The 25,312-nt window shown below is 65.2% G+C and carries 21 protein-coding genes and 1 tRNA gene; 11 read left to right on the plus strand and 11 right to left on the minus strand.

Annotated features, from left to right (window positions below):
- Nucleotides 1-27 precede the first annotated feature (27 nt).
- Entirely contained in the window at nucleotides 28-876 is an 849-nt protein-coding gene (proC, locus tag IWX77_RS01710) for a pyrroline-5-carboxylate reductase (RefSeq protein ID WP_196842795.1), read from the minus strand.
- Nucleotides 877-972: 96 nt separating this feature from the next.
- On the opposite strand from proC, the gene IWX77_RS01715 reads away from it, so the two are divergent.
- The gene (locus IWX77_RS01715; RefSeq protein ID WP_196842796.1) at nucleotides 973-1,935 is read left to right on the plus strand and encodes a cation diffusion facilitator family transporter; all 963 of its coding nucleotides are present in this window, start codon (nucleotides 973-975) and stop codon (nucleotides 1,933-1,935) included.
- 3 nt (nucleotides 1,936-1,938) lie between these two features.
- On the opposite strand, the gene tadA is transcribed toward IWX77_RS01715, so the two are convergent.
- The gene (tadA, locus tag IWX77_RS01720; RefSeq protein ID WP_297412910.1) at nucleotides 1,939-2,415 is read right to left on the minus strand and encodes a tRNA adenosine(34) deaminase TadA; all 477 of its coding nucleotides are present in this window, start codon (nucleotides 2,413-2,415) and stop codon (nucleotides 1,939-1,941) included.
- A 45-nt stretch (nucleotides 2,416-2,460) separates the two neighbouring features.
- Here tadA and upp point away from each other — a divergent pair, with 45 nt between their 5' ends.
- The 3 genes from upp to IWX77_RS01735 all read left to right on the plus strand — a co-directional run bounded on the left by upp (nucleotide 2,461) and on the right by IWX77_RS01735 (nucleotide 5,149).
- Complete coding sequence (gene upp, locus IWX77_RS01725) at nucleotides 2,461-3,093, plus strand: uracil phosphoribosyltransferase (protein WP_196842797.1); 633 nt, start codon at nucleotides 2,461-2,463, stop codon at nucleotides 3,091-3,093.
- Nucleotides 3,094-3,613: 520 nt separating this feature from the next.
- Nucleotides 3,614-4,318, plus strand: coding sequence for a winged helix-turn-helix domain-containing protein (locus IWX77_RS01730; RefSeq protein ID WP_196842798.1), 705 nt, complete (start codon nucleotides 3,614-3,616; stop codon nucleotides 4,316-4,318).
- Between the two features lie 354 nt (nucleotides 4,319-4,672).
- Nucleotides 4,673-5,149 (plus strand): MarR family winged helix-turn-helix transcriptional regulator, encoded by a 477-nt coding sequence (locus IWX77_RS01735; RefSeq protein WP_297412912.1) that lies wholly within the window; start codon nucleotides 4,673-4,675, stop codon nucleotides 5,147-5,149.
- Between the two features lie 594 nt (nucleotides 5,150-5,743).
- Here IWX77_RS01735 and IWX77_RS01740 read toward each other — a convergent pair.
- Nucleotides 5,744-5,816 (minus strand) — tRNA-Arg (locus IWX77_RS01740).
- A gap of 149 nt (nucleotides 5,817-5,965) precedes the next feature.
- Between IWX77_RS01740 and IWX77_RS01745 the strand changes: the two genes are divergently transcribed.
- Nucleotides 5,966-6,703 carry a flavodoxin family protein gene (locus tag IWX77_RS01745; protein ID WP_196842800.1) on the plus strand — a complete coding sequence of 246 codons (738 nt, stop codon included), beginning with the start codon at nucleotides 5,966-5,968 and terminating at the stop codon, nucleotides 6,701-6,703.
- A 290-nt stretch (nucleotides 6,704-6,993) separates the two neighbouring features.
- On the plus strand, nucleotides 6,994-7,407 hold the full coding sequence (locus IWX77_RS01750) for a DUF1294 domain-containing protein (protein WP_196842801.1): 414 nt from the start codon (nucleotides 6,994-6,996) through the stop codon (nucleotides 7,405-7,407).
- Here IWX77_RS01750 and IWX77_RS01755 read toward each other — a convergent pair.
- The 4 genes from IWX77_RS01755 to IWX77_RS01770 form a co-directional block, all read right to left on the minus strand.
- Nucleotides 7,394-7,963 carry a hypothetical protein gene (locus tag IWX77_RS01755; RefSeq protein WP_196842802.1) on the minus strand — a complete coding sequence of 190 codons (570 nt, stop codon included), beginning with the start codon at nucleotides 7,961-7,963 and terminating at the stop codon, nucleotides 7,394-7,396. The two genes, IWX77_RS01750 and IWX77_RS01755, sit on opposite strands and share 14 nt — an antisense overlap.
- A 234-nt stretch (nucleotides 7,964-8,197) precedes the next feature.
- A complete protein-coding gene (locus IWX77_RS01760; protein ID WP_196842803.1) occupies nucleotides 8,198-10,726 on the minus strand; it encodes an MMPL family transporter in 2,529 nt (842 codons plus the stop codon).
- 5 nt (nucleotides 10,727-10,731) lie between these two features.
- The gene (locus tag IWX77_RS01765; RefSeq protein WP_196842804.1) at nucleotides 10,732-11,391 is read right to left on the minus strand and encodes a TetR/AcrR family transcriptional regulator; all 660 of its coding nucleotides are present in this window, start codon (nucleotides 11,389-11,391) and stop codon (nucleotides 10,732-10,734) included.
- Nucleotides 11,392-11,884: 493 nt separating this feature from the next.
- Nucleotides 11,885-12,907 (minus strand): LacI family DNA-binding transcriptional regulator, encoded by a 1,023-nt coding sequence (locus IWX77_RS01770; RefSeq protein WP_196842805.1) that lies wholly within the window; start codon nucleotides 12,905-12,907, stop codon nucleotides 11,885-11,887.
- Nucleotides 12,908-13,071: 164 nt separating this feature from the next.
- On the opposite strand from IWX77_RS01770, the gene IWX77_RS01775 reads away from it, so the two are divergent.
- The 5 genes from IWX77_RS01775 (at nucleotide 13,072) to IWX77_RS01795 (ending at nucleotide 20,650) form a co-directional block, all read left to right on the plus strand.
- Nucleotides 13,072-15,108 carry a beta-galactosidase gene (locus IWX77_RS01775; RefSeq protein WP_196842806.1) on the plus strand — a complete coding sequence of 679 codons (2,037 nt, stop codon included), beginning with the start codon at nucleotides 13,072-13,074 and terminating at the stop codon, nucleotides 15,106-15,108.
- Nucleotides 15,105-16,055 carry a carbohydrate ABC transporter permease gene (locus IWX77_RS01780; protein WP_196842807.1) on the plus strand — a complete coding sequence of 317 codons (951 nt, stop codon included), beginning with the start codon at nucleotides 15,105-15,107 and terminating at the stop codon, nucleotides 16,053-16,055. Before IWX77_RS01775 ends, IWX77_RS01780 begins: the two co-directional genes overlap by 4 nt.
- A 5-nt stretch (nucleotides 16,056-16,060) precedes the next feature.
- Nucleotides 16,061-16,975, plus strand: a complete 915-nt coding sequence (locus IWX77_RS01785) for a carbohydrate ABC transporter permease (RefSeq protein WP_196843036.1) — start codon at nucleotides 16,061-16,063, stop codon at nucleotides 16,973-16,975.
- Between the two features lie 88 nt (nucleotides 16,976-17,063).
- Nucleotides 17,064-18,395 carry an ABC transporter substrate-binding protein gene (locus IWX77_RS01790; RefSeq protein ID WP_442784442.1) on the plus strand — a complete coding sequence of 444 codons (1,332 nt, stop codon included), beginning with the start codon at nucleotides 17,064-17,066 and terminating at the stop codon, nucleotides 18,393-18,395.
- Between the two features lie 149 nt (nucleotides 18,396-18,544).
- Nucleotides 18,545-20,650: an alpha-galactosidase gene (locus IWX77_RS01795; protein WP_196842809.1), complete on the plus strand. Its 2,106-nt coding sequence runs from the start codon at nucleotides 18,545-18,547 to the stop codon at nucleotides 20,648-20,650.
- 96 nt (nucleotides 20,651-20,746) lie between these two features.
- Here IWX77_RS01795 and IWX77_RS01800 read toward each other — a convergent pair whose 3' ends face one another.
- Genes IWX77_RS01800 through IWX77_RS01815 form a run of 4 tightly spaced genes read right to left on the minus strand, consistent with a single transcriptional unit; the run spans nucleotide 20,747 to nucleotide 25,305 of the window.
- A complete protein-coding gene (locus IWX77_RS01800) occupies nucleotides 20,747-21,661 on the minus strand; it encodes a carbohydrate ABC transporter permease (RefSeq protein WP_196842810.1) in 915 nt (304 codons plus the stop codon).
- Nucleotides 21,658-22,920, minus strand: a complete 1,263-nt coding sequence (locus IWX77_RS01805) for a carbohydrate ABC transporter permease (protein WP_196842811.1) — start codon at nucleotides 22,918-22,920, stop codon at nucleotides 21,658-21,660. The genes IWX77_RS01800 and IWX77_RS01805 overlap by 4 nt, the downstream gene beginning before the upstream one ends.
- A 10-nt stretch (nucleotides 22,921-22,930) precedes the next feature.
- On the minus strand, nucleotides 22,931-24,184 hold the full coding sequence (locus tag IWX77_RS01810) for a sugar ABC transporter substrate-binding protein (protein WP_196842812.1): 1,254 nt from the start codon (nucleotides 24,182-24,184) through the stop codon (nucleotides 22,931-22,933).
- A 2-nt stretch (nucleotides 24,185-24,186) separates the two neighbouring features.
- Complete coding sequence (locus tag IWX77_RS01815) at nucleotides 24,187-25,305, minus strand: LacI family DNA-binding transcriptional regulator (RefSeq protein ID WP_196842813.1); 1,119 nt, start codon at nucleotides 25,303-25,305, stop codon at nucleotides 24,187-24,189.
- Nucleotides 25,306-25,312 lie beyond the last annotated feature (7 nt).

A 25,312-nucleotide genomic window follows, 5' to 3' on the forward strand; every position in this document is an offset into this window, starting at 1 on the left:
ACGGGTGCGCTGGGAGGCGGGTGCGCGCTAGGAGGCGGCGAGTTCCCTGGCGCGCGCCAGGGCGGCATCCGTCGCGGTATCGAAGAGCTCCTTGAGGCCGCCCTTTTCGAGTTCCCAGACGGCACGTTCAGTCGTGCCGGCCGGGCTGGTCACCTGGCGGCGCAGTTCGCTCGGCGACTTGTCGGACACGGCGAGGAGCGCGCTCGCGCCGAGGAAGGTACCGTTGACCATGACGGCCGACTCCGCGGGGGTGAAGCCCTTTCCGATGGCCGTTTCCGTGAGCTGCTCGATCAGGTAGAACACGTAGGCCGGGCCGGAGCCGGAGATGGTGCTGAGGGCGTCGAGCTTGCTTTCGGGCACGACCAGCACGTCGCCGACGGTCGCGAACAGGGCGCTCGTGAGCGCGAGGTCGGCCTCGCTCGACCGGCTACCGGCGCTGATGCCGGTAACGGCCATGCCGACGACGGCGGGGGTGTTCGGCATGGTGCGAATGACGTGTACGGTCTCGGGCAGGAGCGACTCGAAGGTGTCGATCGTGACGCCGGCCGCGACGCTCAGAACGAGCGTGCCGGGGGCGAGGGAGGCGCCAATTTCGCCGAGCAGATCGGCCACCATGTACGGCTTGACGGCGATGATGACGATCTGGGCACCGTCGATGGCTTTGAGATTGGCGTCGGAGTCGACCTCGGTCGCGTAGGCGGTGACACCCTCGGTGTCCGCCAGCTCCGCGGCCTTCGCCGCGGTACGGTTGGTGACGCGAATGCCGCCGTCCACGGTCACGCCCGGCTTGAGCAGACCGGCCAGAATGGCGCGGGCCATGGAACCGGCGCCGAGGAAGGCGATCGTGGGCAGAGTCACATTCTGAGAAGAAGTCATCCGACCAGTCTACTTTTTCCGTCATCGGGCTGCCCATAACGATCGCCCAGAACCCTCCTGCTCCAACCCGCTGGCACACGGTTCTAAGATGTTTTCATGAGCGCACCGGGCGGAAACAAGGCAATCGTGGCCGCATTCGCGGCCAATCTGGGGATCGCAGTGACCAAGTTCGTGGCGTGGGGCTTCTCCGGCTCGTCCTCGATGCTCGCCGAGGGGGTGCACTCGGTAGCGGATGCCGGCAACCAACTGCTCCTGCTGCTGGGCGGTCGCAAGGCTAAGAAGCGGGCCGATTTGGAGCATCCGTTCGGCTACGGGCGTGAACGCTACGTCTACGCCTTCGTGGTTTCGATCATCCTGTTCTCGATCGGTGGGGTGTTCTCGCTCTACGAGGGCTTCGACAAGTTGCAGCACCCGCATCCGCTCGAAAATGCCTGGCTGCCGATTCTGGTGCTCGCCATCGCCATGGTGCTTGAGAGCTTTTCGCTACGCACTGCGATCAAGGAATCAAACCATCTGCGCGGAAACCAGACCTGGGTGCAGTTCGTTCGCCATGCCAAAGCGCCCGAGCTGCCGGTCGTGCTGCTCGAGGATGTCGCGGCCCTCACCGGCCTCGCCTTCGCGTTCGTCGGCGTCGGCTGGACTATCGTCACCGATGAGCCAATCTGGGACGCCGTCGGAACGCTTGCCATCGGCGTCCTGCTCGTGCTCGTCGCGATCATTCTGGGCATCGAAACCAAGAGCCTGCTGGTGGGTGAGGGCGCGAGCAGGAAGGACCTGGATGCGATCGAAGCGGCCATTTTGAATGGCCCGGAAACTAAACGCATCATCCACCTCAAGACTCTCTACCTCGGGCCGGATGAGATTCTGGTCGGCGCCAAGGTTGCCTTTGACGGCGAGCACCGCTTTGCCGACGTCGCCGCCGACATCAATGCCGTCGAAACCCGCATTCGCGCCGCGGTGCCGCTCGCCCGCACGATCTATCTCGAACCCGACATCTTCTTCGACCCGAACCTCGCCAACCCGCCGACCGACACTTTTGTGATCAAGGGACTGGAGTAGGCCTCAGCGGGCTGATCGACGAGCTGGATTCTCGAAAAACTCTCGAAGGAGCAAAGCGCACGCCTTCTCGTCGACGCCCGCGAAAACCTCAACCCGATGGTTGAGTCGACGGTCGCGCAGCACGTCGTAGACCGACCCGGCCGCTCCCGCCTTCTCGTCCCACGCACCGAACACGACGGTGGGCACTCGCGCGGCGAGGATCGCGCCGGCGCACATGACGCAGGGTTCGAGCGTGACGACCAGGGTGCATCCGATCAGGTGCCAGTCGTCGGTGTGCGCGGCCGCCTCCCGGATGGCCACGACCTCGGCGTGGAGCGTCGGGTCCTGGTGCAGTTCTCGCTCGTTTCGCCCCCGGCCGATCACCTGGCCCGCAGCATCGACAATGACGGCGCCGACCGGAACGTCGTCGGACGCCAGGGCCGCGCGCGCCTCGGTCAGGGCGAGCAGCATCCACTCAGTGTGCTGATCTCGTTCGCGCATGCGTCACCTCAAGCCGGGGGGATTGCCTCTAGTAGAATTGAGCCTATGCGAGTCCATGTTGCCGACCACCCGCTCATCACGCACAAGCTCACCGTGCTTCGCAATAAAGACACGCCGTCGCCGTTATTTAGATCGCTGGTCGAGGAGCTCATGACTCTGCTCGCGTACGAGGGCACGCGCGGCGTGCGCGTGGAGGCTGTCACCGTGCAGACCCCTGTATCGGCCGCTCCGGGCGTGCGCATCAGCGACCCGAAGCCACTCGTCGTGCCGATTCTGCGCGCCGGCCTCGGAATGCTCGAGGGCATGGTCAAGCTGCTGCCGACCGCCGAGGTTGGTTTTCTTGGCATGGCCCGCAACGAAGAGACTCTACAGCCCACAACCTATGCCGAGCGTCTTCCCGACGATCTATCGGATCGGCAGTGCTTTGTGCTCGACCCGATGCTCGCCACCGGCGGGTCACTCATTGCGGCCATCAATTTTCTGTTCGACCGCGGCGCGGTCGACGTGACGGCGATCTGCATCCTCGCCGCCCCGGAAGGCCTTGCCGCCGTTGAGAAAGCCCTGGCCGGCCGCGAAGTGACGATCGTGCTGGGCGCCGTCGACGAAAAGCTCAACGAGCTGGGCTACATCGTGCCCGGCCTCGGCGACGCCGGCGACCGATTGTACGGACTGGTCTGACGACCTGACCGATACAACCCGACCAGCGCATGTAGGTCCTGCGACCAGCAACACGCCAGGCCCGGTTAACATTAACAATCTTTGATTGAATCACGCTTCATAACGGAATATTTCATAAAGACGTGATTGCGCACGGAATCGCCTAAATGGGCGCGGCCCTGCGAACGTGATGCACGTCATCCGGCGACTTCCCGTGACATCAAATTGACACACGGCGTCACATTCGGCTTTACTCGCAGTTATGACAACCAGCGCACGCCCCCTGACCTCCCTTGAGGCCCCCGGGACTGCCGCCATGATGATGGCCGGCACCCCCGCCATCCGCTGTTGCCGAATGTGCCGCTAACCAAGACGTTCCTCCTCGCGTCCTGCGCCTGACATCGTCAGGCCGACGCCTCGAATGCTGATTTGACGCATTCGCCCTCCGGCCCCACGGGCCACAGGGAGCCTCCACTTACGGAAAGCGCGCTTTCGCGCATCCGCCGGGCTCCCTTCGATCGAACAGTCAAGGACCCACGCCATGTCTCTCGCACACATCCACCCCACTCGCCCCACACACGTCAACCGCCCCGAACTCAATCTGGTCCCGCCGGTTGCCGCCCCGCGAATTCGCGCCGTGCCGACCGGCACCGAGGCTCGCGGTTTCGTGCTCTACGTCGGCATCGACGAGGCCAAGGCGGCCGCAGCCGGCACGAGCCTGAACCGCATCGTTGAGGCACTCAAGGCTCTCGCCGCCGAGATAGCTCCCTCGGCCGAGACTTACGCCGCCGTCGCACTGGCTCCCGAGGGCGCCGGCGGGCGCGATGTGGACGTCGTGCGCCTGGCCTTGCAGGACCCGGCCGCCCTGGCCCAGCGCCGCGCCGAGCCCGAGGAACTGGACCGTGCCCAAAGTGGCGTGGTCGTGGACATCTCCCGCAAGCGGGTCATTCTCGACAACGAGACCGCCGCGCTGACCTACAAGGAGTTCGAGCTGCTGCAGTACCTCGTGCTACGCGAGGGCCGCACCATCGACCGCGCCGAGATCGTCTCGTCGCTGTGGAACTCCGCCGACGAGGAAGACACCCCGAACGAGCGGACCATCGACGTGCACGTTCGTCGCCTACGCTCCAAGCTCGGCCGCTATGAAGACATCGTGCGCACTGTTCGCGGAGTCGGCTACCGCTTCGACCGCCACGCGGACGTCGCCATACGCCAGTCGACCACGCCGAGCCCCGACCTGTTCTAGGCCGGGGTTGCCGGGCAGAAATTTCGGTCTCTCACAGAGGCGTGAAGGTGGCGGCGTTAAAGTGATTGAGGGCCAGTCGCAGAGGCTACGACCGACCCTCTTCCCTTGCACCAAGAGTGTCCTGCAATCACATTTCACGTCATCCGCCACAGCAAACGATTGACGCACCTAAAACATATAACGAATAGGTAACGGGCGCCACCTTTCGTCAAGAAAATCACCTGCGAGTTTCATGCCAAGCACCTGACCATTGCCCCACGAGCGGATGCTGCCGGTGCAGCCATGTGCGATTCCCCGGCGACCTCCCCGAGTCTCTATCCTTGGAGAACAACTCGAAGAGGCAAGGAGCCGCAGGTGGTGGATCGAACGGCCGCGGTGAGCGCGTGGGAATCCCTGTTTCGCGCCCAGGTCGCCATCATGCGCAGCCTCGCGGCGAATTTTCCCTCCAAGGAAATTTCGCTCAACGAGTACGACGTGATGTTCAACCTGTCGCGGCAGCCGGACCGGCACATCCGCCTGCGTGATCTCAACCAACACGTGCTCCTGACCCAGCCGAGCGTGAGCCGGCTCGTTGACCGGCTCGTGTCCCGGGGCTATCTGCACAAGCACACCGACCCGGACGACGGTCGCGGTACCATCATCGAGTTGACGGATGTCGGCCTCGCCCTGTTTCGGCGAGTTGCCGTTGACCACATGGACTCCATTGCCGTGCGCATTGGCGAAACCCTCACCGACGACGAGCTGACGCAGCTGACGCTTTTGTGCGACAAACTGCGAGTTGATTGCCGCGGCGCATTGGGGGACGACTCGGTCAGTAGACCTGGAGGGTAGGGGGCGATGGAACGAGGGCCCTACCCCTCGTCCCACCGAGGCAATCCCTCGCAGGAATGCCTTCCTCACCGGGCGCCCGAACATTGCCCGGTGAGAAACTCGGACGCAACCTTGTACCGGATTCCTCTGAGAATCAAACGAATTCAAACTAGTGAATTTTGCTCACTTCGACCGATGCTATCCCAGCGCGGGGATGGAATTGTTATTCGTGCGCAACCACAGGGCATACCGTCCAGTCTGACTGTGTGACTTCCCTCGCCGGCTCATCCGTTCTTATCGTTGGAGCCGCTGGGGGGTTGGGCCGAGAAATTTAGCAGATTCTGAGCCAGGAAGGCGCCAAACTCACCCTGCACGCGCGCTGCGCCGAGCGCATTGCAGATCTGGGTATCGCCGGAGCCGTGGTCGCTGGTGACCTGCGTGTGCTGCCGGGCTCGTCGCTTTTGGAACTATGGCCGACGTCTCGGACGAGACGATCGACACCCTGATGGCGGTGAACGCGACCTGCCAAGAAAAGCCTTCGCCGCGTAACGACACGCAGCTGCGCGAAAAAAACCCGTCTGACACGTAATAAGGCTTGTGCGACGGGTTTAGCTGTGCGCCCGAAGGGATTCGAACCCCCAACCTTCTGATCCGTAGTCAGATGCTCTATCCGTTGAGCTACGAGCGCATGTCAATCCCGCGAACAGTAGAGCCGGAGACAACTTGAAAACTATACCAGTTATCGGGGGCTTCCCGCGCCGCGCTGCGGTGCAGCGCGCCACCGGCACCGAAATCAACCCCCTTTTTTCCCGTATCAGTGAATGGTTTACTCAGTGAGTGAACGAGACGAGTGGTGCCCAGCGGAAATCCTTCGACTACTCCGGCCTGCGCGCCGTCTTCATCAATTGCACCCTCAAACGCAGCCCCGAAGTCAGCAACACCCAGGGCATCGTTGACCTCAGCGCGAGGATCATGCGCGAGCAGGGCGTGCAGGTCGACCTGATTCGCGCCATCGACCATGACATCGCCACCGGCGTCTACCCCGACATGACCGAACACGGTTGGCAAGCGGATGCCTGGCCGTCGCTGTTTACGACGGTGCAAGCCGCAGACATCCTCGTGTTGGCCGGGCCGATCTGGCTCGGCGACAACGGCTCGGTGACCAAGCGCGTCGTGGAACGGCTGTACGCTCACTCGGGTGAATTCAATGACAAGGGCCAGTATGTTTTCTACGGCAAGGTCGGCGGCGCCATCATCACCGGCAATGAAGATGGCGTGAAACACTGCACGTCCAACCTGCTCTACAGCCTGCAGCACATTGGCTATTCAATTCCGCCCGCCGCCGACTCCGGCTGGATCGGCGAGATCGGTCCCGGCCCCAGTTATCTCGACGAGGGATCGGGCGGACCGCAGAACGACTTCACCAACCGCAACACGACCTTCATGAGCTGGAACCTCATGCACCTCGCCTCGATCCTGAAGAAGAACGGCGGCATCCCGGCATTCGGCAACCTGCTCCGGGACTGGGACCGCGGCGAACGCTTCGGGTTTGAGCCGAACCCGGAATATCGGTAACAAACAACAGCAAGTTCGACAGATCAGGGTACTAGTGGTACTCCAAACGCTTTCGACAGAGTCTTCCTCCCTTCCACTCGTGCCAGCGCCGAGCGTGCTCGACGTGCGCGTCACCGGTGGTGTGGTGCGCGGCATTCGCGCACCACACCCGATCGTCGCGTGGTCGGGATGACGGCACGCCTCACGTTAGGGCGACGTCGCCCCGCAGCCGTGCCGCGGCTGCGTCACGGGCACCCACCGTCGTCTCTGGCAACGGTTTCTGCCTCGTCTGTAGCCTCTAGCATGGGGTCATGGTCATCGCCCGCTCCCGCCGTGCTGCGGGCCGTGGCAGTTACCTCGCGATCGCCGTCTTCGCGGTGCTCTACCTGGTCGGCGCCGTGTACTGGCCAAGACCGCTCTGGGTGGCCGTGCTCTACCTCGTCACCAGCCTGATCTGTTTCGCCCTCTACGGCGTCGATAAGCGCCGGGCGAGGTTCGGCGGCTGGCGGGTGTCGGAACGCATGCTGCTGTTCTGGGGCTTCATCGGCGGTTGGCCGGGCGCGATCGTGGCGCAGCAGGTTCTGCGGCACAAGACCCAGAAGAGGAGCTTTCGCGAGGCATTCTGGACCACTGTCGTCTGCAACGTCGTGTTCTTCGCCCTGCTCAGTACGCCTACATTCGACCAGCTGGTGGCCCAAACGATCACCGACTTCAGTACTCGTTGAATTCGGGGCTGGTGGCCGCGTCGTGCTTGGACTTCAGAATAGCCAGGTTGATGAGAACGAATGCTTCCAGACGTTCGCCGCGATGTTCGGCGTAGTCGGGCTCGCGCTGGTCGACGGCCAGCTCGATGAGCTTCGAGGAGACCGCTGAGCTGACCTCCTCGCTCGCCGACTGTTGTGCACTCGCCACGATCCGCGCCACCTGCTCATCGTCATCGGCCACGGCATCGAGAGCGAGTGTCAATCGCTCGTGCACGCGAAATCTTAGGGCGAACTGCTTCAGGTCGTGTCGTTGGTCGTCGGTGAGGCTCAACCGCCACTTCATTGCCGCGAGATCCCGACCCATCCGGCTGACCCGCCGGGCATACTCTTCGTTCTGCCGAGCCAGGCGATGCAGCTCGCTGCGGGCGTTGTCGGCGTAACGCCCGGGGTCGTAGTCGAAGTGCTCGCGCAGTGCGCCCACGATAATGTCATTCTTCACGGCCATCCGCACGGCCGACAAGGCGATGAGCAAGCCTTCATCGACCGTACGCTCAAGGTCGGGCAGCTCAGCGTTCACGTCGGGTTCACTGGCGTGCGCGTGAGCGTCAGCACGACGCCGGGACCGGTTCCAAATGATTGCGCCACCACTTCCTCGTGCAGGTGACTTCTATTTTATCGGTGAATCCGGGTTCCGCTGCGCGCGGAACAGGGTGAGAACGTCACGGCCCCCGGAGCATGCACCCGCATTACCTAAGTTCTTCGGGAGCGGGCCCGCCGGGCGACAGAGTCAGATCCGTCGCCCGACAGCAGGTCAGGCAATCGGCGTCGTGACGCGCTCGGGTTCGCTCACGGGCACGACGGGGTGCAACCGTTCGAGCGAAGCGCCTTCCACATCGATGTTGGGCAGGATGCGGTCGAGCCACTTCGGCAGCCACCAGGCCGCGTCGCCCACCAGGTGCATCACGGCCGGGATGATGAGCAGCCGCACCACGAACGCGTCGAGCAGTACCCCGATGCCCAGCCCGAAGCCGATCGACTGGATCATCACCGAGTTCGAGAAGATGAAGCCAGAGAAGACCGAGGCCATGATGAGGGCGGCGGCGATGACCACGGTACGCCCGGCGTGAACACCGCGCTGGACAGCCAAGCGGGCCGAGGCACCATGAACGTACGATTCCCGCATGCCACTGACCAGGAACAGCTGGTAGTCCATCGCCAGTCCAAACAGAACACCAACGACGAGGATGGGCAAGAAGCTCAGGATCGGCCCTGGATCGTGGATGCCGAACACCACCCCGAGCCAGCCCCACTGGAAGACCGCCGTGATTGCCCCAAAGGACGCGAACAGAGACAGCACGAAGCCCAGCGTCGCGGTGACCGGCACCAGGATCGAACGGAACACGAAGATCAAGATGATCACCGAGAGCCCCACGACAACGAGAAGGTACAGCGGAAGCGCTGCGGCGAGTTTTTCGCTCACATCGATGTTGCCCGATGCGTTGCCTGCGACACCGAGGGCTGTGACACCGTCAATCTCGAGACCGCGCAGGTCCCGAACGAGCTGCTCGGTCGATTCGCTGGTCGGCCCCTCCGCGGGGATAACCTGGAACGCGAGCAGCAGGTCATCGTCGGATGCTCCGATCGGCGCGACGGCGACGACGTCGTTCTCCGCTTTTAGAGCGGCGCCGATGCGCACCTGTTCCGCGACCAGATCGTCTGCCGTGATGGCCGTATCAAGGTCTGCGACCACGAGCAGCGGGCCGTTCACTCCGGCACCGAACTTTTCGTCAGCGAGTTTGTAGGCCTGGTAGGCGCTTGAGTTGAGCGGTTCTGAGGAGCCGGCGGGAAGCCCGAGGCGCATCGAGAGTGCGGGGATAGCCACGATGAGCAGCACGATGATACCGCCGACCACCGTCACGACGGCGCGCACGGTGTTCATCGGTTTGGCGGGCACCCGGGCGTGGTTGTCGGTGCTGCCGGCACGCACGCGGGCCTTCTTCGTGAGGATCCTCGTTCCGACCACGCTCAGCATCGCCGGCGTCAGGGTGATCGCGATGAGAATCGCGACGAAAACGCAGACGGCGCCCACCGTACCCATGAGCCCGAGGAAGGGTACGCCGGTGAGGTTGAGGGCGAGCAGGGCGATGAGCACGGTGGCGCCAGCGAACACGACCGCGTTGCCGGATGTGCCGTTGGCCAGTCCGATCGACTCATGCAGTTCCAGGCCGTTGCGCAGTTGGGTTCGATGCCGGTTGAGGATAAACAGCGAGTAGTCGATCCCGACCGCGAGCCCGAGCATCACACCCAGAACCGGGGTAACGGAGAGCATCTCGACGGTTCCGGACAGTGCAAGCGAGGCGAGCACGCCGACGCCCACCCCGATCAGTGCGTTTAGCAACGGGAGCCCCGCACCGATCAGGGTGCCGAGCATGACCCACAGCACGACGGCCGCAACAATCACACCGCCGATCTCGCCCGGGCCGAGGATCTCGGGAATACTGGCGGCTATGTCGTTGGAAACCTCGGCCGTGACGCCGTCAATTCCTGCGTCGTTCAGCTCCGCGACGACGGCGTTTTTCGATTCGGCTGGCACCTGGTTGAGCGACGTGTCGAACTGGACGCTCGCGACGGCGGTCGTCTCATCGGTCGATACCTGACGGATGCCTGCAGCCAGGTCAAGCAGAGCGGCTCCCTGCTCGAGCGTGGTGCTCTGCGCCTCGAGTTCGGTGCGGCTCGCATCGAGAGTCTCCTGCTGCCCGGCAATCGCCGTTCGGCCCGCATCGATCTGGGCCTGCTGCGCATCGAGCAGCGGCGCAGCGGCGGCGAGTTGCCCCGCCGACTCCGCCTGGGTGCGGCTGGCATCGAGCTGCGCCTGACCGGCATCGGCCTGGGCCATGGCCGCGTCAATCTGCACCTGCCCCGCCTTGATCTGGGCCGTTCCATTTGTGATTTTCTGCCGGCCGCTGATGACCTGCCCCGCCTGATCATCGATCTGGGACTGGGTGTCAAAGGGGTTCGTCGCCGATTTCACATTGTTGCGATCCACCGTACTCCGGAGCAGGTCTCCGATGGCGGTTTTTTGCGCCGCCGTGAACGTGGAGTCGTCAGTGGTGGTGAACACGACAGTGCCCCGCCCACCGCTGGCTGACGGAAATTTCGCGGCGAGCTCGTCGCTGACCTTCTGGGTGGCGGTGCCGGGGATACTGACGGCCGAGGTGAGCGTTCCGCCGAAGAGTGCGAACGCACCGCCGGCGAGAACGAGAATGGCCGTCCACGCGACGATGACCAGCCACGCTCGGCGCGCGGAGAACCTACCGAGTCGGTAGAGGAGGGATGCCATATTGATCAGGTTCTTTCTTGATGATCGGGAGTTTCGTAACCAGTGCAGAGGGTGGAGATGAGACGGTCGAGCAGCTCGTCCCACACGGTGCGCGAGGATGAGTCGAGCGCCCCGGCCGTGCGGGCTAACCAATGGCCAGACACCACGGCGATGCCGTTCATCACGGAGCTGACGAGGACCGCCACTTCGAATTCGTCGATCGCGTTCGTTCGTTCGGCGATCTCGATTGAGAGCTGCTCGGTGGTGCGGGTGAAGACGTCGCCGATGCCGTGCTGGGAACGACCCGTCTCACCCTCCGCGGTGAGCACGCCGGCAAGGTAGGCGACCACGGGTGGCAGATCGACGTGACGAAGCGCCGAGGTGATCTCCTCAAACAGGCTTTCTCGAGTACCGTCTCCTGCGGGAGTCGACGCCGTCGCCGCACGGAACTCGTCGACGGTTGCGCTCAGCAGCCGGGTGCAGGTCGTCATGATCACGTCCTCGAGCGATGAAAAGTGGTTGAACACGGTTCGACGGGAGACGTCGGCACGCTCAGCGAGTTCGTCGACACTGAAATGCGGTTTACCCCGCTCCCGGATCAGGGAGTCGGCGGCATCCAGAATGGCCTGACGGTACCGTGCTTTGAGCTCGGCACGGCGATCGGGGGCGATGTTGAGGGAAGACACTTGCTTACACTAAGTGCAACGACGCACAAAGTGCAAGATGCGGCGGCGCACGATGCTGCGGTGCCAGATTTCGACCTCTACGCCGGTACACAGAACGGGCGGCCGTTTTTCGAGGACAGGTCGAGACAGGCGGTCACTCTCGGCCGCGCGCCAAAGGGTGTCTGACAACCCCAGTGATGTTCCTGCTTCATACAGGGTTTCAGGGCTCAATCTAGGTCTTTCTCAAATAGGTATATTTTGCCGTGCTCGGCCCACGACAGAGAAGGTATTGCGCTCTTCACTGTGAAGCCACTGGAGAACTTCGTGAAGCCACTGGAGAACTTCGTGAAGCCACTGGAGAACTTCGTGATTGCTGGCTTAATCAATCAAGGGCAAAATGATGGCCAAACGGGGGGGATTGTCCACCACCGCCAGCGCCGACCGACTACTGGGCGCGGGGCAGCGGGAGCCGTTCCTGGCCCCGGTTTTCGCGACGATGAACCCCGGCAGGCGATCAGGCGGAATCGCGCCAGACGATGGGGGTCTCCAGCAGGATGCCGTCGGCCGGCTGCTCCTCGCCGCGCAGCTGGCCGAGCACGCACTCGGCAGCCGCGGCCCCGAGTCCGAAGGCCGGTTGGTGCACGGTGGACAGCTGCGGCTGGGTGCGGAGCGCCCAGGTGCTGTCATCGAACCCGACGATCCCCACGTCACCCGGCACGCTGCGCCCGGCATCGCGGAGCGCCTCGAGCGCGCCGGCGGCAACGGCGTCAGAGGCCGCGAAGACCCCGTCGATGTCAGGGTCGACAGCCAGCAGGGCGCGCATTCCGTCTGCGCCGTCCGAGAAGGTGTAGAGCGCCACGCGCGCCACGCGGGCCGGGTCGAAGCGGGAACCGAGGGCATCTGTGAAACCGGCCAGGCGATCGGCGCCGGAGTCCCGGTCCAGCGCGGCGGCGATCATACCGATCCGCCGGCGCCCCGTGCCGATGAGGCGTTCGGTGATCGCGCGCGCCGAGCGGCGGTTGTCGATTCCCACAAAGGGGAGCTGGCGCAGGTCGGGCGGATGCCCGACGAAGGCAGCGGGCATTGCCAGTTTCTCCACGACGCGGGTCATCGGATCCTCGTAGCGCGCCGAGACCATGATGACCCCGTCGACGAATCCGCCGCTCAGATAGCGGGCGACCCGGTCGGTATCACGTTGGGAATCGATCACGAGACTGACCATCTGATAGTCGGCGCGGGAGAGCACGGAGTTGGCGCCGAGCAGGATGCCGCCGATGTTGGGATCATCCAGGAATAGGGAGTGCGGTTCGTGCACGATGAACCCGATCGCCTGCGAGCGCTGCATGACCAGACTGCGGGCGGCGTTGTTCGGCACGTAGCCGACCTTCTCGATCGCCGCCTCAATTGCCGTGCGGGCCTGTTCGGAGACGTAGGGCTCGTTGTTGACCACCCGACTCACCGTGCCGCGGGACACGCCGGCTTCCACGGCGACATCGTTGATGGTCGCACGCTTGCGTCGAGTCGGAACGGTCACCATTTGATAACTGTAGCCCCCGGTTTCGCCGATTCCGCTTGACACGGGCGCGAGCCAATACCTACTCTGTGTACGTTCACAGAATCTCAACGCGAAGTTGTCACTTCCTACGCTGTGCTCGTTCACAGAGCAACGTCGAGAGAAACGAAAGCACGGTCAGGGAGCACATGAATCCGGGAGCAACAACCGCGGTCCGCTTGCGTCCTGCCACCGTGTTCAGCCACGAGGGCATCGCCTTCGGCTGTGACTACAATCCCGAGCAGTGGAGCCCAGAGGTCTGGGTGGAAGATGTAGCCCTCATGCAGGAGGCGGGAGTCGACCTCGTCGCCATCAACATCTTCGGCTGGTCCCAGCTCGAACCGAGCCCGGGGGAGTACGACTTCGCCGCCCTCGACGCGATCATCGAGCTGCTGCACGCCGGCGGCATCCGCGTCAACCTGGGCACCGGAACCTCATCGCCCCCGCCGTGGCTGACCACGCTGCACCCCGAGATGCTCCCGATGGCCGAGGACGGCACCACCCGATTCCCCGGCGGTCGCCAGGCCTGGTGCTCGAGCTCCGCGGTGTTCCGCGAGCGCGCCCTCGCCCTGGTCGAGAAGGTCGCCGAACGCTACGGAAGGCACCCGGCCATCGCGCTCTGGCACGTGTCCAACGAACTCGGCTGCCACAATGCCCTCTGCTACTGCGACGACACCGCGGCCGCCTTCCGCACCTGGCTTCAGGACCGGTACGGCAGCATCGACGCGCTGAACGCCGCTTGGGGCACCTCGTTCTGGAGCCAGCGCTACGGCCAGTGGAACGAGATCCTCACCCCACGCATCACTCTCTCGAGCCGTAACCCCGGCCAGGTCCTCGACTTCCACCGATTCAGTTCAGACGAACTACTCGAGTACTATCGCCGTGAGACCGCGGTGCTTCGCCGCCTCAGCGCGGTGCCCGTTACCACCAACTTCATGGTGACCACGCACATCAAGAATCTCGACTACTGGTCCTGGGCCCCCGAGGTGGACGTGATCGCCAACGACCACTATCTCGACATCCGCCTGGCCGACCCCACCACCGAACTGGCCTTCGCCGCGGACCTCACTCGCGGCCTGGCCGGCGGCAAACCCTGGTTGCTCATGGAACACTCCACCGGCGCGGTCAACTGGCAGCCGGTCAACCTGGCCAAGACGCCGGGCCAGATGGCACGCAATTCCCTCACCCACGTGGCCCGCGGCGCCGACGCGGTCTGCTTCTTCCAATGGCGGGCCTCGCTGCAGGGCTCGGAGAAGTTCCACTCCGCTCTGTTGCCCCACGCCGGCACCGACACGGTGCTCTGGCGCGACGTGGTCGAACTGGGCGCGGCCATCGACCGGCTGGGAGAGCTCGCGGGCACCACCGTCGTGGCGGATGCCGCGATCATCTTCAGCTGGCAGGCACAGTGGGCCGGCGACGGCGAGTCCCGTCCGTCGCACGAGGTGCGCTACCTCGATCAGGTGCTCACCGCCTACACTGCCCTGCACGAGCTGGGCATCACGGTCGACGTCATTTCCCCCGACGCGGACCTCTCCGGCTACCGCCTTGTCGTGGCCCCCGCCCTCTACCTGGTCACCGATGGGCAGGCCGCGAACCTCGCCGACTTCGTCGCCGGCGGCGGCCACGCCCTCGTCACCTTCTACAGCGGCATCGTCGACGAGGACGACCGAGTGCGCACCGGCGGGTATCCCGGCGCCTTCCGGGACCTGCTCGGCATCACCGTCGAGGAGTTCGCCCCGCTGGCGCCCGGCCGGCAGGTCACCCTCGACTCCGGTGCCACCGCGAGCCTGTGGGTCGAACGGCTCCGCCCGACCGGAGCGGAGGTGATCGCCAGCTACCTGGACGGCCCGCTTCCCGGCATCCCGGCCGTCACCCGCAACGGTCACGGCGCCGGCACCGCCTGGTACCTGGCCACCGCTCTCGACGCCGAGGCCCTTCGCGACCAGATGCGCACGATCGCTCAGCAGGCCAGGGTCACCGCAATCGGCCCGGAGAGCGACGGCACGGTCGAGGTCGTACGCCGGACGAGCGACACCGCCAGCTACCTGTTCATCATCAACCACGGCGGCACCGAACTCACCCTGCCGGCAACCGGCCACGACCTCATCACCGGTGATCCGATCGGCCACGTCGTGCGCGTGCCGGCCGGAGCCGTTCGCGTCATCAGAGAGGACACCGCATCATGAGCGCATCAGCCGCTTTGTCCCCGGATGCCCAGGGCAGTGCAGCCCGGGTATCCAGGACCAAGAAGCCACGCGCGTCGAAGGTGCGGGTGCAGCACAAAGGGGCGATCCTCGCCTTCGTGCTCCCGTTCGGCATCCTGTTCGGACTGTTCTACCTTGTGCCGATCGGCTACGCGGTCTACGAATCCCTCCTGGTGATCAAGCGCGAGGGCACCTTCGGCGCGGCCACCGAGGTGTTCGGTGGCTTCACCCAGTACATCCTGGTCTTCCAGAACGGGCCCTTCTGGCAGTCGATCGGCCGAGTACTGATGTTCGGCGTCGTACAGGTGCCGGTCATGCTCGGCCTGGCGTTGCTGTTCGCGCTGCTGCTCGACTCACCGCTGCTGCGCGGCAAGCGCTTCTTCAGGCTCGCCTTCTTCGTACCGTATGCCGTGCCGGGTGTCATCGCGGCAATCATGTGGGGATACCTCTACTCGCCCAACCTGTCGCCGTTTCGCGCCGTCACCGAGAATATCAACTTTCTCTCGGCAGACCTGGTGCTGTGGTCGATCGCCAACGTCGTCACCTGGGTCTACGTGGGCTACAACATGCTCATCATCTACTCGGCTCTGCTGGCTATCCCCACGGAACTCTACGAGGCAGCCCGCCTCGACGGGGCAGGCCAGTTGCGGATCGCCTGGTCGGTCAAGATCCCGCTGATCATGCCCGCGATCGTGCTCACCGCGATCTTCTCCATCATCGGCACCCTGCAACTGCTCGCCGAACCGCAGGTGTTCCGCAGCTTCAGCTCCGCGGTGACCAGCACGTTCACCCCGAACCTGACGGTTTACTCGACCTCATCCATCCCGAACTTCAATCTCGCGGCCGCGTTCTCCGTCGTGCTGGCCCTGGCCACGTTCATCCTCTCCTTCACGTTCCTGAAGTTCACCCAGCGGAAGGAAACCACGTGAGCGCCATGAAGACCGACTCAGAGCGCCCGGCGCGCAGGGTCCGCCCGGTGCAATCGAAGAACCCGCACGCCCCGCGGGCCCAGCGCGAGAGCCCGCTGGCCCGCGGGGGTGCCCTGATCGTGATGGGCGTCTTCACCCTCTACTTCCTGGTGCCGATCTGGTGGCTCCTGGTCGCGGCGTCGAAGAGCCGCTCACAGTTCACCACCACGAACCCGCTCTGGTTCGCCGACTTCTCGTTGTTCGAGAACATCGGCAACCTGGTGGCCTACCGCGACGGCGTCTACCTCAAGTGGATGCTCAACAGTGCCCTCTATGCCGGCGGCGGTGCCCTCATCGGCACCATCATCGCCGGAATGTGCGGCTACGCCCTGGCCAAGTACAACTTCCCCGGCCGCGAACTCATCTTCAACGTTGTCCTCGGCGGGGTGCTCGTGCCCGCCACGGCCCTCGCGCTGCCTCTCTTTCTGATCTTCTCGCAGATCAGCCTCACCAACACGTTCTGGTCGGTGTTCCTGCCGAGTCTGGTCAGCCCGTTCGGGGTCTACCTGGCCCGCATCTACGCCTCGGCGAGTGTGCCTGACGAGTTGATCGAGGCCGCTCGTCTCGACGGCGCCGGCGAGGTGCGCACCTTCTTCACCGTCTCGGTGCGGATGATGGTGCCCGCCCTGGTCACGGTCTTCCTGTTTCAATTCGTCGCCATCTGGAACAACTTCTTCCTGCCGTTGATCATGCTCCGCGACGAGACCCTGTTCCCGGTGACGCTCGGGCTCTACGCCTGGAACTCGCAGGTCAACCAGATCCCCGTGCTGCGCGACTACGTACTGATCGGCGCCCTGCTTTCGATCATCCCCCTCATCATCATCTTCCTTCTTCTCCAGCGCTTCTGGCGAAACGGCCTTAGCGCCGGTTCGGTCAAGTAGTGCCCCACGCCGCACCTCCCGTTTTGCCCGCACCAGCCGTCTGGACAGCCCAGGCGGATTCCCTTCACCAAGAGAGAAGAAAAACAGAATGCACATGAAGAGAAGAGCAGTCGCCGTCGCCTTGCTCACGGCGGCCACCGTCGCCCTCACCGGCTGCGCCACCGCCAGCTCCCCCGACGGCACCGCGTCAGCCGACGCGTGTGCCCCCTCCACGGGCAAGGTCGACCTGACCTTCACTACCTGGATCCCGGGCGTGGAAGAAACCGTCGCCGTGTGGAACAAGGCCAACCCCGACATCCAGGTCAAAGTCCAGACCGGCCCGAACGGCAACGGCGGCACGTACCAGAACTTCTTCAACCAGCTCAAGGCCGGCAACGCGCCCGACCTGGGCCAGATTGAGTACGACGCCCTGCCGAACTTCCGCGTGCAGGACGGACTGACCAATCTGGCCGCCTGCGACGGCGTGCTCGACGCGAAGAGCGACTTCGTCGACTGGACCTGGGGACAGGTCAACTTCGGCGAGGACAAGTCGGTCTACGCCATCCCGCAGGACGCCGGCCCCATGGCCATGTTCTACCGTGCCGATCTGTTCAAGGCCAACAACATCGCGATTCCGACCACGTGGGCGGAATTCGCCACCGCGGCCGAGCAAGTGCGCGCCACTGGTGGGTACATCACCAACTTCTCCCAGAGTGACATCAACCAGTTCGCCGGATTTGTCTGGCAGGCCGGCGGCGAGTGGTTCAAGAACGACGGCGACAACTGGACCGTCGACCTGACGGACCCGACCACAACCAAGGTCGCCGCCTACTGGCAGGACCTGATCGACCGGGACCTCGTGTCGACGAACCCGCCGTGGACTGATGAGTGGAACAACGCCTACAACTCCGGCAGCAACTGGACCTGGAACTCCGCAGCCTGGGGTGCCAACTCCATCGCCAGCGGCGCCCCGGACACGGCGGGCAAGTGGGCCGTCGCCCAGTCCCCGCAGTGGAAAGCCGGCGACAAGGCCAGCGGCAACTGGGGTGGTTCATCGACCGCGGTCTTCAAGGGTTCCAAGCACCCCTACGAAGCCGCGAAGTTCGCCCTGTGGCTGAACACCTCCGACGAGGCGCTCACCATGCTGAACAAGTCCGCCAACCTCTACCCGGCGGCCAAGTCCGGCCTCGAACTGCCTGCGCTCAAGGCAGGCGTGCCGTTCTACGGCGACCAGGCGATCTACGACGAGTTCGCCATCGCATCCGCCCAGGTCTCCCCGAACTTCGTCTGGGGCCCGACCATGACCCAGACCTACAATGATGTCTCGGATGGCTTCAAGGCTGCGGTCAGCGGCAAGGGAACCCTCTCCGAGGCGTTGAAAGTCGGCCAGACCAACACGATCGCGGCCATGACGGCGCAGTCGATCCCGGTCAACAAGTAGTCGAAAAAGTAAGTCGGTCACCGGGTGGCCGGTCGCAGTGACCAGCCACCCGTTCCACCCGTTCCACCCGTTCACGCAGTGACAACCAGTTAGCAGCAGATCACGTGAGTTCTCCCGTCCGGACAACAACCGCCTCGGGTGTCCCGTCGATGGTCCACCACCTCCGTGCCGCGGGTACCAGTTTCGTACTGGACGCCCGCGGCACGGGCGTTCCCGTCGTGGTGCACTGGGGTGCCGACCTCGGTGCGCTCTCCATCACCGACCTGACCGCGCTGGCCGATTCAGCCGTGCCGGCCATCCCGCCGAGCTCGGTCGACATCCCCCTCCGGCTGTCCTTGCTCCCGACTGCCCGCGAGGGCTGGAGCGGCCGGCCCGGAATCACCGGATTCCGCTCGGGCGGCACCACCGCCGCGCTCGACCTCCGTCTCACCGAGGTGAGCTCCGCCGGCCCGCTCACTCTGGCCCTCCTACTGACGGATGCCGCCTTCGGCCTGAATCTGTGCACCGATCTTGAACTGTCCGTGCAGGGCGTGCTGCGGCTGCGCCACACCCTCACCAACACCGCGAACTCGGCCTTTGAACTCGGCTCGCTCGACGTCACCCTACCGGTGCCGGACCGCGCCGCCGAGATCCTCGACTTCACCGGGCTCTGGAGCCACGAGCGCCGCCCGCAGCGCAGTACCCTCGGCCACGGCGTCTGGAGTCGCGAGTCACGGCACGGCCGCCCGGGCCACGACGACGCGTTCCTGACCGTTGCCGGCAGCATTGGCTTCGGCTTCCGTGCCGGCGAGGTGTGGGCCACCCATCTGGCCTGGAGCGGCGACAAACGGTCCTGGGCCGAAAAAAGCTCGCTCGGCGCGTCCACCGTCGGCAGCGGCGAGCTCCTCGCCCCGGGCGAACTCAGCCTGGCGGCGGGAGAGAGCTACGCCTCCCCGTGGACCGTGGCGGTGTACTCGAACGCCGGGCTCGACGGACTCTCAGCGAGGCTGCACCCGTGGATCCGCTCCTGGCCTGCCCCCGCCCCACGGTCTCGCCCGGTCGTACTGAACACCTGGGAGGCGGTCTACTTCGACCACGACCTACCCACGCTGATCCGGCTCGCCGACGTGGCCGCGCGGGTCGGCGTCGAACGGTTCGTGCTCGACGACGGCTGGTTCACCGGCCGATCCGACGACCGGCGCGCGCTCGGCGACTGGTTCGTCGATTCAGAAGGGTGGCCGGATGGGCTGCACCCGCTGATCGACCACGTGCGCGGCGCCGGCCTCGACTTCGGCCTCTGGGTCGAACCTGAAATGGTGAGCCTTGATTCCGACCTGGCCAGGCAGCATCCGGACTGGGTCCTCGGGCCAGACGGCGCACCGACCTGGCGGTTCCAGAGGGTGCTCGACCTCGACAACCCGGATGCCTTCGCCTGGCTGCTCGCGCGGCTCCACGCCCTGCTCACCGAGTACCCGATCAGCTACCTTAAGTGGGACCACAATCGCGACCTGCTGGCCGGCTCCGCACACCGGCAGACGGCTTCCCTCTACCGCCTCATCGACGCCGTGCGGGAGTCGCATCCCGGAGTGGAGATCGAATCCTGCGCATCGGGCGGCGCCAGGATCGACCTCGGCATCCTCAGCCGGGTCGACCGGGTCTGGACCAGCGACACCAACGACCCGCTCGAACGACAGGCGATCCAGCGCTACACGGGCGTGCTCGTGCCGCCCGAATACCTGGGCGGGCACCTCGGCGCAGCGACCGCGCACACCACCGGACGCACCGCCGACCTCGGCTTCCGGCTCGCCACCGCGCTCTTCGGCAGCGCCGGGATCGAATGGGACCTAACCCAGGCGAGCGAGGCCGAGCTGGCTTCGATCGCGGAGTGGGTCGGCCGGTACAAGGCGCTCCGGCCGCTGCTGCACTCCGGTACTGTTGTGCGGGCCGACCCGAGCGATCCCGCACTTGAGCTGCACGGAGTTGTGTCGGCCGACCGCGCCGCGGCCGTGTTCGCCTACGTCGCCTTGGCTGCTCCCCTCGCAGCCCTGCCCGCGCCGATCCGATTCCCCGGCCTTGACCCCGAACGGAGCTACCGGGTGACTCCGCTCGCGCTCGGCGGCGCCCCCCGCACCGTGCAGGATGCGCCGCCCGGCTGGCTGGGCGGCGGCGGCGGCGGCATCACCCTGCCCGGTTCAGTGCTCGCCCTCGTCGGGCTGCCAGCGCCGCTACTCTCCCCGGAGCAGGCCGCGATCTACACGGTCGACGCGGAGCCGTAGCGGCAGTAGCAGCAGTAGTGGCAGTAGCGGCGCGACTCGCCCCTCCCCGCCAGCCCTGTCCGTGACTCCCGCTATTTGCCGGGCCGACCGGCGGTGCTAGCCCTTCTCAGAGCCTTCCGTCGTGTTGGTGAGTCGCTTCTGGAATACGAAGAACATGATCGCGACCGGGATGGTCATCAGCACGGCGGCCGCCATCTTGAGGGGATACTCGTTGCCTGAGCCGAGCTGGCCGGAGAACAGCGACGCGATACCCGTCGTCAGGGTGTTCGTCTCCGGACTCTGCCGCGACACGATGAAGTGGCCGAACTCGTTCCATGAGCCCTGAAAGCTCAGAATGAACAGGGTCACCAGGGCCGGCCTGGCCATGGGCAGCACGATCGTCCAGAAGGTGCGGAAGACGCCGGCTCCGTCGAGGCGGGCCGCTTCCTCCACGCCGCTCGGGATCGACTCGAAGAACTGCTTCATAATGAAGATCCCGGCCGCATCGACGAGCAGCGGCACGATCATGCCCGCGTAGCTGTCGTACATGCCGAACTGCTTGAGGATGAGGAAGCGCGGGATGAGAAGCACGACCCCGGGGACGGCCATCACCGCGACGAGGGCTGCGAAGATGAGTCCGCGGCCGCGGAACCGCAGTCGGCTCAGCGCGTAACCGGCGAGGGAGTCGAAGAACACCCGGCCGAGAGTGATCGTGATGGTCACGAAGACCGTGTTCATGGTCCACAGCGGCAGCGGCACGTCCGTGAACAGCCGTTCGAACGAGGCGAACGACCACGTCTGCGGGATCAGTCGGAGCGGGTCGTTGGTGGCCTCATCGTCGCTCTTGAACGCCGAGGACACTGTTATCAGGAACGGGTAGATGTAGACCAGGGCGAGCACGCTGAGCATCAGGTAGCTGAGTCCCGCGCCGGTGCGGAGCCGCCAGCTGATCGATCGTTTACGCGGTCTGGGTGAGGGCGTCGACTCAGGGGCAACGGCAGCCGGGGCGTGCGGGGTGGTCACGGCGTTCATTTCTCTTCTCCGGTCTGGTTCGAGGAGGTGCTCCCGCCCGAGGAAGACGTCGAGGACCCCCGGTCTGCAGCGGATGCCACGGTGGTCGCCGCGACGACGACGGTGTGATCGGCGGCGATCGCCCCCGCCAGTGCCCGGCTCACCTTGCCCGTGTCTTTCCGATCCCGCAGCACATAGCGCTGCAGCGCGGTGAGCAGGATGATGATAACGAACAGGATGAACGAGATCGCCGCACCCTGGCCCCAGTTGAGGTCCTTGAACGAGCTCTGGTAGGCCAGGTACGCGGGTGTCAGCAGGGTCTTGCCCGGCTTGCCGCCTCCGGTGAGGTAGATCTGGTCGAAGACCTGCCAGGTGCCGATCAGCCCGAGCGTGAGCACGGTGAACAGGGTCGGCTTGAGCATCGGCAGTGTCACCGAGAAGAACTTGCGGAACGGGCCGGCGCCGTCCATCAGGGCTGCCTCGTCGACCTCGGCGCCGATCGCCTGCATGGCCGCGATGAAGAGCAGCATGAAGGTTCCCGAGGTCGTGAAGACGGCGAGCAGGATGATCGCACACATGGCCACGCTCGGCCCGCTCAGCCAGTCCCACCAGCTGACCCCGAGCATCCCGCCGCCCGTGAGTGCCCCCGGTGCGGAGGAGACGCCGACGGCGCCGAGGATGATGTGCAGCACGCCGCGCGGATCGGCGAACCAGACCGGGCCGCTCGCCCCGAAGAACCCGAGGATCTTGTTGACGGCGCCGGTCGCGCCGAAGAGGAACAACCAGATCGCGGTGATCGCGATCGAGCTCGTTACCGAGGGGAAGTAGAAGGCGGTGCGGAAGAAGCCGCGCCCCTTGAGGATGCGCCGGTTCACCTGCACCGCGAGGAACAGGGCCAGTGCGGTCTGCAGCGGAACGACGAGCAGCACGTAGTAGAGGTTGTTGCGGATGGACGTGCCGAAGTCTTTCTGGGCGAGTCCCGGGTCGGAGAGCACCGCCTCGAAGTTCTTCGAACCGACGAAACTGACCTGCGGGTTCAGCGGCGAGCCGAGCCCGCTCCAGTCGCTGACGCTCACCCAGATGGCGAGGAGCACCGGCACGACCAGGAAGATCCCGATGATGATGATCGGCGGCGTGATGAACAGCCAGCCGTACTTCGCCTCGCCGCGATGCAGGCTCGGCCGAGATGTGCCACGGCGACGATTCGGGGCCGCCCCAGCCCCACCGGGCGCCGTGCCGGCACCCGGTGTTGGTTTGATACTGCCCCGAATCGTGCTCATGATGTCCGGCTTACTTGTTCGCGGCGTCGAGGGCGTCTTGCAGGTTCGTCTGCAGGGTGCCGAGGATCGCCTTGGGGTCGGCCGTGCTCAGACCCTGCAACTGGGAATTGAAGTCGCCGATCACGGTGGATGCGCCGGCAAACGCGACCGGGCTGACCGCGTAGTCGTTGCTCTTGACGAAGGACTCGTTCTGCGGGTACGTCGTGGAGTAGACCTTGGCGGCCGACTCCTTCGACGGGATGACCCCGAAGGCATCGGAGAACTTCAGCTGCTGCTTGTCAGTGGTGAGGAACTTCACCAGGCTTTCGGCGGCGGCTGCCGTCTTGGACTGGGCCGGGATACCCCAGCAGTTGCTGAAGGTGAAGGTCGACTGTCCTCCGGGGCCGGCGGGAAGTTCAACGGCCTTGTATTTCAGGTCGGGGTAGTCCGTCTTGAGCCCGCTGATCCAGGGACCCTCGATGACCATGGCCGCCTTGCCCTTGCCGAGCGCTTCGCCGCTCCAGCCGGAGTCGAGGTCTGCCGGGAACTTGAGCACGCCGTCGGAGAGGAGCTTCTTCACCTCGGTGAGTCCGGCGAGGTTCTCAGCCGAGTCGGCCGTGACCTTCTTGCCGTCCTTGGAGATCATCGATCCGCCGGCCTGGTTCATGAATGTACCGATCCGGGCGTATTCGGCTCCGAAGGACAGCCCGGTGGTGTCGGCCGTGGTGAGCTTCTTGGCGACCGTCTCGAGGCCGGCCCAGTCGGTGGGGATGTCCGCGTCGGTGAGCCCGGCCGCGTCCCACTTCTCGGAGTTGATGATCAGGCCGAGGGTGGAGAAGTCCTTGGGCTCGCAGTAGAACTTGTCCTTGTAGCTGAACGCGCTCGTCAGCGACGGGTAGAAGGCATCCTTGTTCCCGGCCTTGTCGGCGTAGGGCTCCAGGTACTGCTTGCTCGCGTAGGTCTGGAACTGATCCCAGCCCATGTAGAACAGGTCGGGCGGGTTGCCGCCGGCGAAGCCCTGGCCCAGCTGTTGGGTGAGGTCGTTGGCGGCGACGACCTCGACGGTCGCCTTGTTTGCGGTGCCCCAGCTCGCGGCCGCGTCGGTCACGGCCTGCGTCTCGGCGTCGCCGCTCGAGCCGATCAGCACGGTGAGCTTCTGCCCGGCAACGTCGCCGCCGGTGCTGTCGGTGCCACCGGCGCCACCGGACGAACAGGCGGCCAGGCTGGCCAACAGTCCGCCGGCCACCAGAACGGCACCCCAGCGTGCTCCTCGTCGTAGTTTCATTGTTATTCCTTTCCATTCCTGTGATTGCCGACCGCATTCTTGGTTGCGGTGGGGGTCGATACCGCGTCAGGGGCCAGCAGCCGCAGAGGCTGCCGGCTGACGAGGTGAGGTGTGATGAGCCGGTGACGGGTGTTCCCGGCGGCGGCGTCGCGGTGCACGAGGTCTCCCCCGGTCTCGCCGAGCAGCAGTTCGAGGGCGCCGGCGGCGACCTCGTCGAGGGTCTGGTCGACGCTGGAGAGGCCGATGGCCTGGCCGACGGGCGAGTTGTCGAAGCCGATGATCGGCAGGTCGCTCCGGCCAACGGATGCTGCGGCGATCATGGCGCCGAGGGCCAGCGTGTCGCTCGCGCAGACCAGGCCGTCGATCCGTTCGTCGCTCGGGAGGAGCGCGACCACGGCATCCCTCGCGTCTTCGAGACGGTCCTCCACACTCAGGTCGAGGGCGGCGAGGTCGTCGTCGCCAAAGGCCAGTCGCTCCTTGACGGCGGTCTGCCAGCCGCGGCGCCGGTCGTCTCCGGTGCCGGACAGACTCGGCCAGCCGATGAAGCCGATCCGGGAAGAGCCCTCGTCGATCAGGTGGATGGTTGCCTCGCGCATCCCTGCGAAACCGTCCACGTCCACCCAGAGGTGGCTCGGGTCGTTCATGTCATTGGCACCCCACGGCCGGCCGAAGGTGACGAACGGAACGTCGTTCTCCACCAGCCACTCGGTGCGCGGGTCGCCGTGGAAGGTGGCGGTGAGCACGAACGCGTCCACGTCGGCGCCGGCGCGCAGCTTGCGGATCTGCTCGATCTCAGCGGCAGGGTCGGCGGCGGTGAAGAGCAGGATCCGGATGCCACGGGCATCCGCCTGCTCGGTCAGGGCGTGCAGGAAGCGGTCGAGCAGCGCGCCGGAGATGCCGTTGGTCATCGGGTCGAGCCGGATGGCGATCGTGGAGGACTTGCGCATCCGCAGCCGGCGGGCCGAGGCGTGCGGCCGATAGGCCAGCTTGCGAATGGCGACCTCGACGCGCTTGCGGGTCGAGGGCTTGACGATGGCCGGGGTGTTCAACACGTTGGACACGGTCTGCCTCGACACCTTCGCAGCACGAGCGACGTCGTCGATCGTCGGTAACCGGGCCACGGTGCCT

This window comes from Cryobacterium sp. CAN_C2, from assembly GCF_015751745.1.
Classification (GTDB): Bacteria; Actinomycetota; Actinomycetes; order Actinomycetales; family Microbacteriaceae; genus Cryobacterium.

Coding starts and splice junctions, on each gene's coding strand:
- proC (WP_196842795.1), bottom strand. CDS start 876: ATGACTTCTTCTCAGAATGTGACTCTGCCCACGATCGCCTTCCTCGGC.
- IWX77_RS01715 (WP_196842796.1), top strand. CDS start 973: ATGAGCGCACCGGGCGGAAACAAGGCAATCGTGGCCGCATTCGCGGCC.
- tadA (WP_297412910.1), bottom strand. CDS start 2,415: ATGCGCGAACGAGATCAGCACACTGAGTGGATGCTGCTCGCCCTGACC.
- upp (WP_196842797.1), top strand. CDS start 2,461: ATGCGAGTCCATGTTGCCGACCACCCGCTCATCACGCACAAGCTCACC.
- IWX77_RS01730 (WP_196842798.1), top strand. CDS start 3,614: ATGTCTCTCGCACACATCCACCCCACTCGCCCCACACACGTCAACCGC.
- IWX77_RS01750 (WP_196842801.1), top strand. CDS start 6,994: ATGGTCATCGCCCGCTCCCGCCGTGCTGCGGGCCGTGGCAGTTACCTC.
- IWX77_RS01760 (WP_196842803.1), bottom strand. CDS start 10,726: ATGGCATCCCTCCTCTACCGACTCGGTAGGTTCTCCGCGCGCCGAGCG.
- IWX77_RS01770 (WP_196842805.1), bottom strand. CDS start 12,907: ATGGTGACCGTTCCGACTCGACGCAAGCGTGCGACCATCAACGATGTC.
- IWX77_RS01775 (WP_196842806.1), top strand. CDS start 13,072: ATGAATCCGGGAGCAACAACCGCGGTCCGCTTGCGTCCTGCCACCGTG.
- IWX77_RS01780 (WP_196842807.1), top strand. CDS start 15,105: ATGAGCGCATCAGCCGCTTTGTCCCCGGATGCCCAGGGCAGTGCAGCC.
- IWX77_RS01785 (WP_196843036.1), top strand. CDS start 16,061: ATGAAGACCGACTCAGAGCGCCCGGCGCGCAGGGTCCGCCCGGTGCAA.
- IWX77_RS01790 (WP_442784442.1), top strand. CDS start 17,064: ATGCACATGAAGAGAAGAGCAGTCGCCGTCGCCTTGCTCACGGCGGCC.
- IWX77_RS01795 (WP_196842809.1), top strand. CDS start 18,545: ATGGTCCACCACCTCCGTGCCGCGGGTACCAGTTTCGTACTGGACGCC.
- IWX77_RS01800 (WP_196842810.1), bottom strand. CDS start 21,661: ATGAACGCCGTGACCACCCCGCACGCCCCGGCTGCCGTTGCCCCTGAG.
- IWX77_RS01805 (WP_196842811.1), bottom strand. CDS start 22,920: ATGAGCACGATTCGGGGCAGTATCAAACCAACACCGGGTGCCGGCACG.
- IWX77_RS01810 (WP_196842812.1), bottom strand. CDS start 24,184: ATGAAACTACGACGAGGAGCACGCTGGGGTGCCGTTCTGGTGGCCGGC.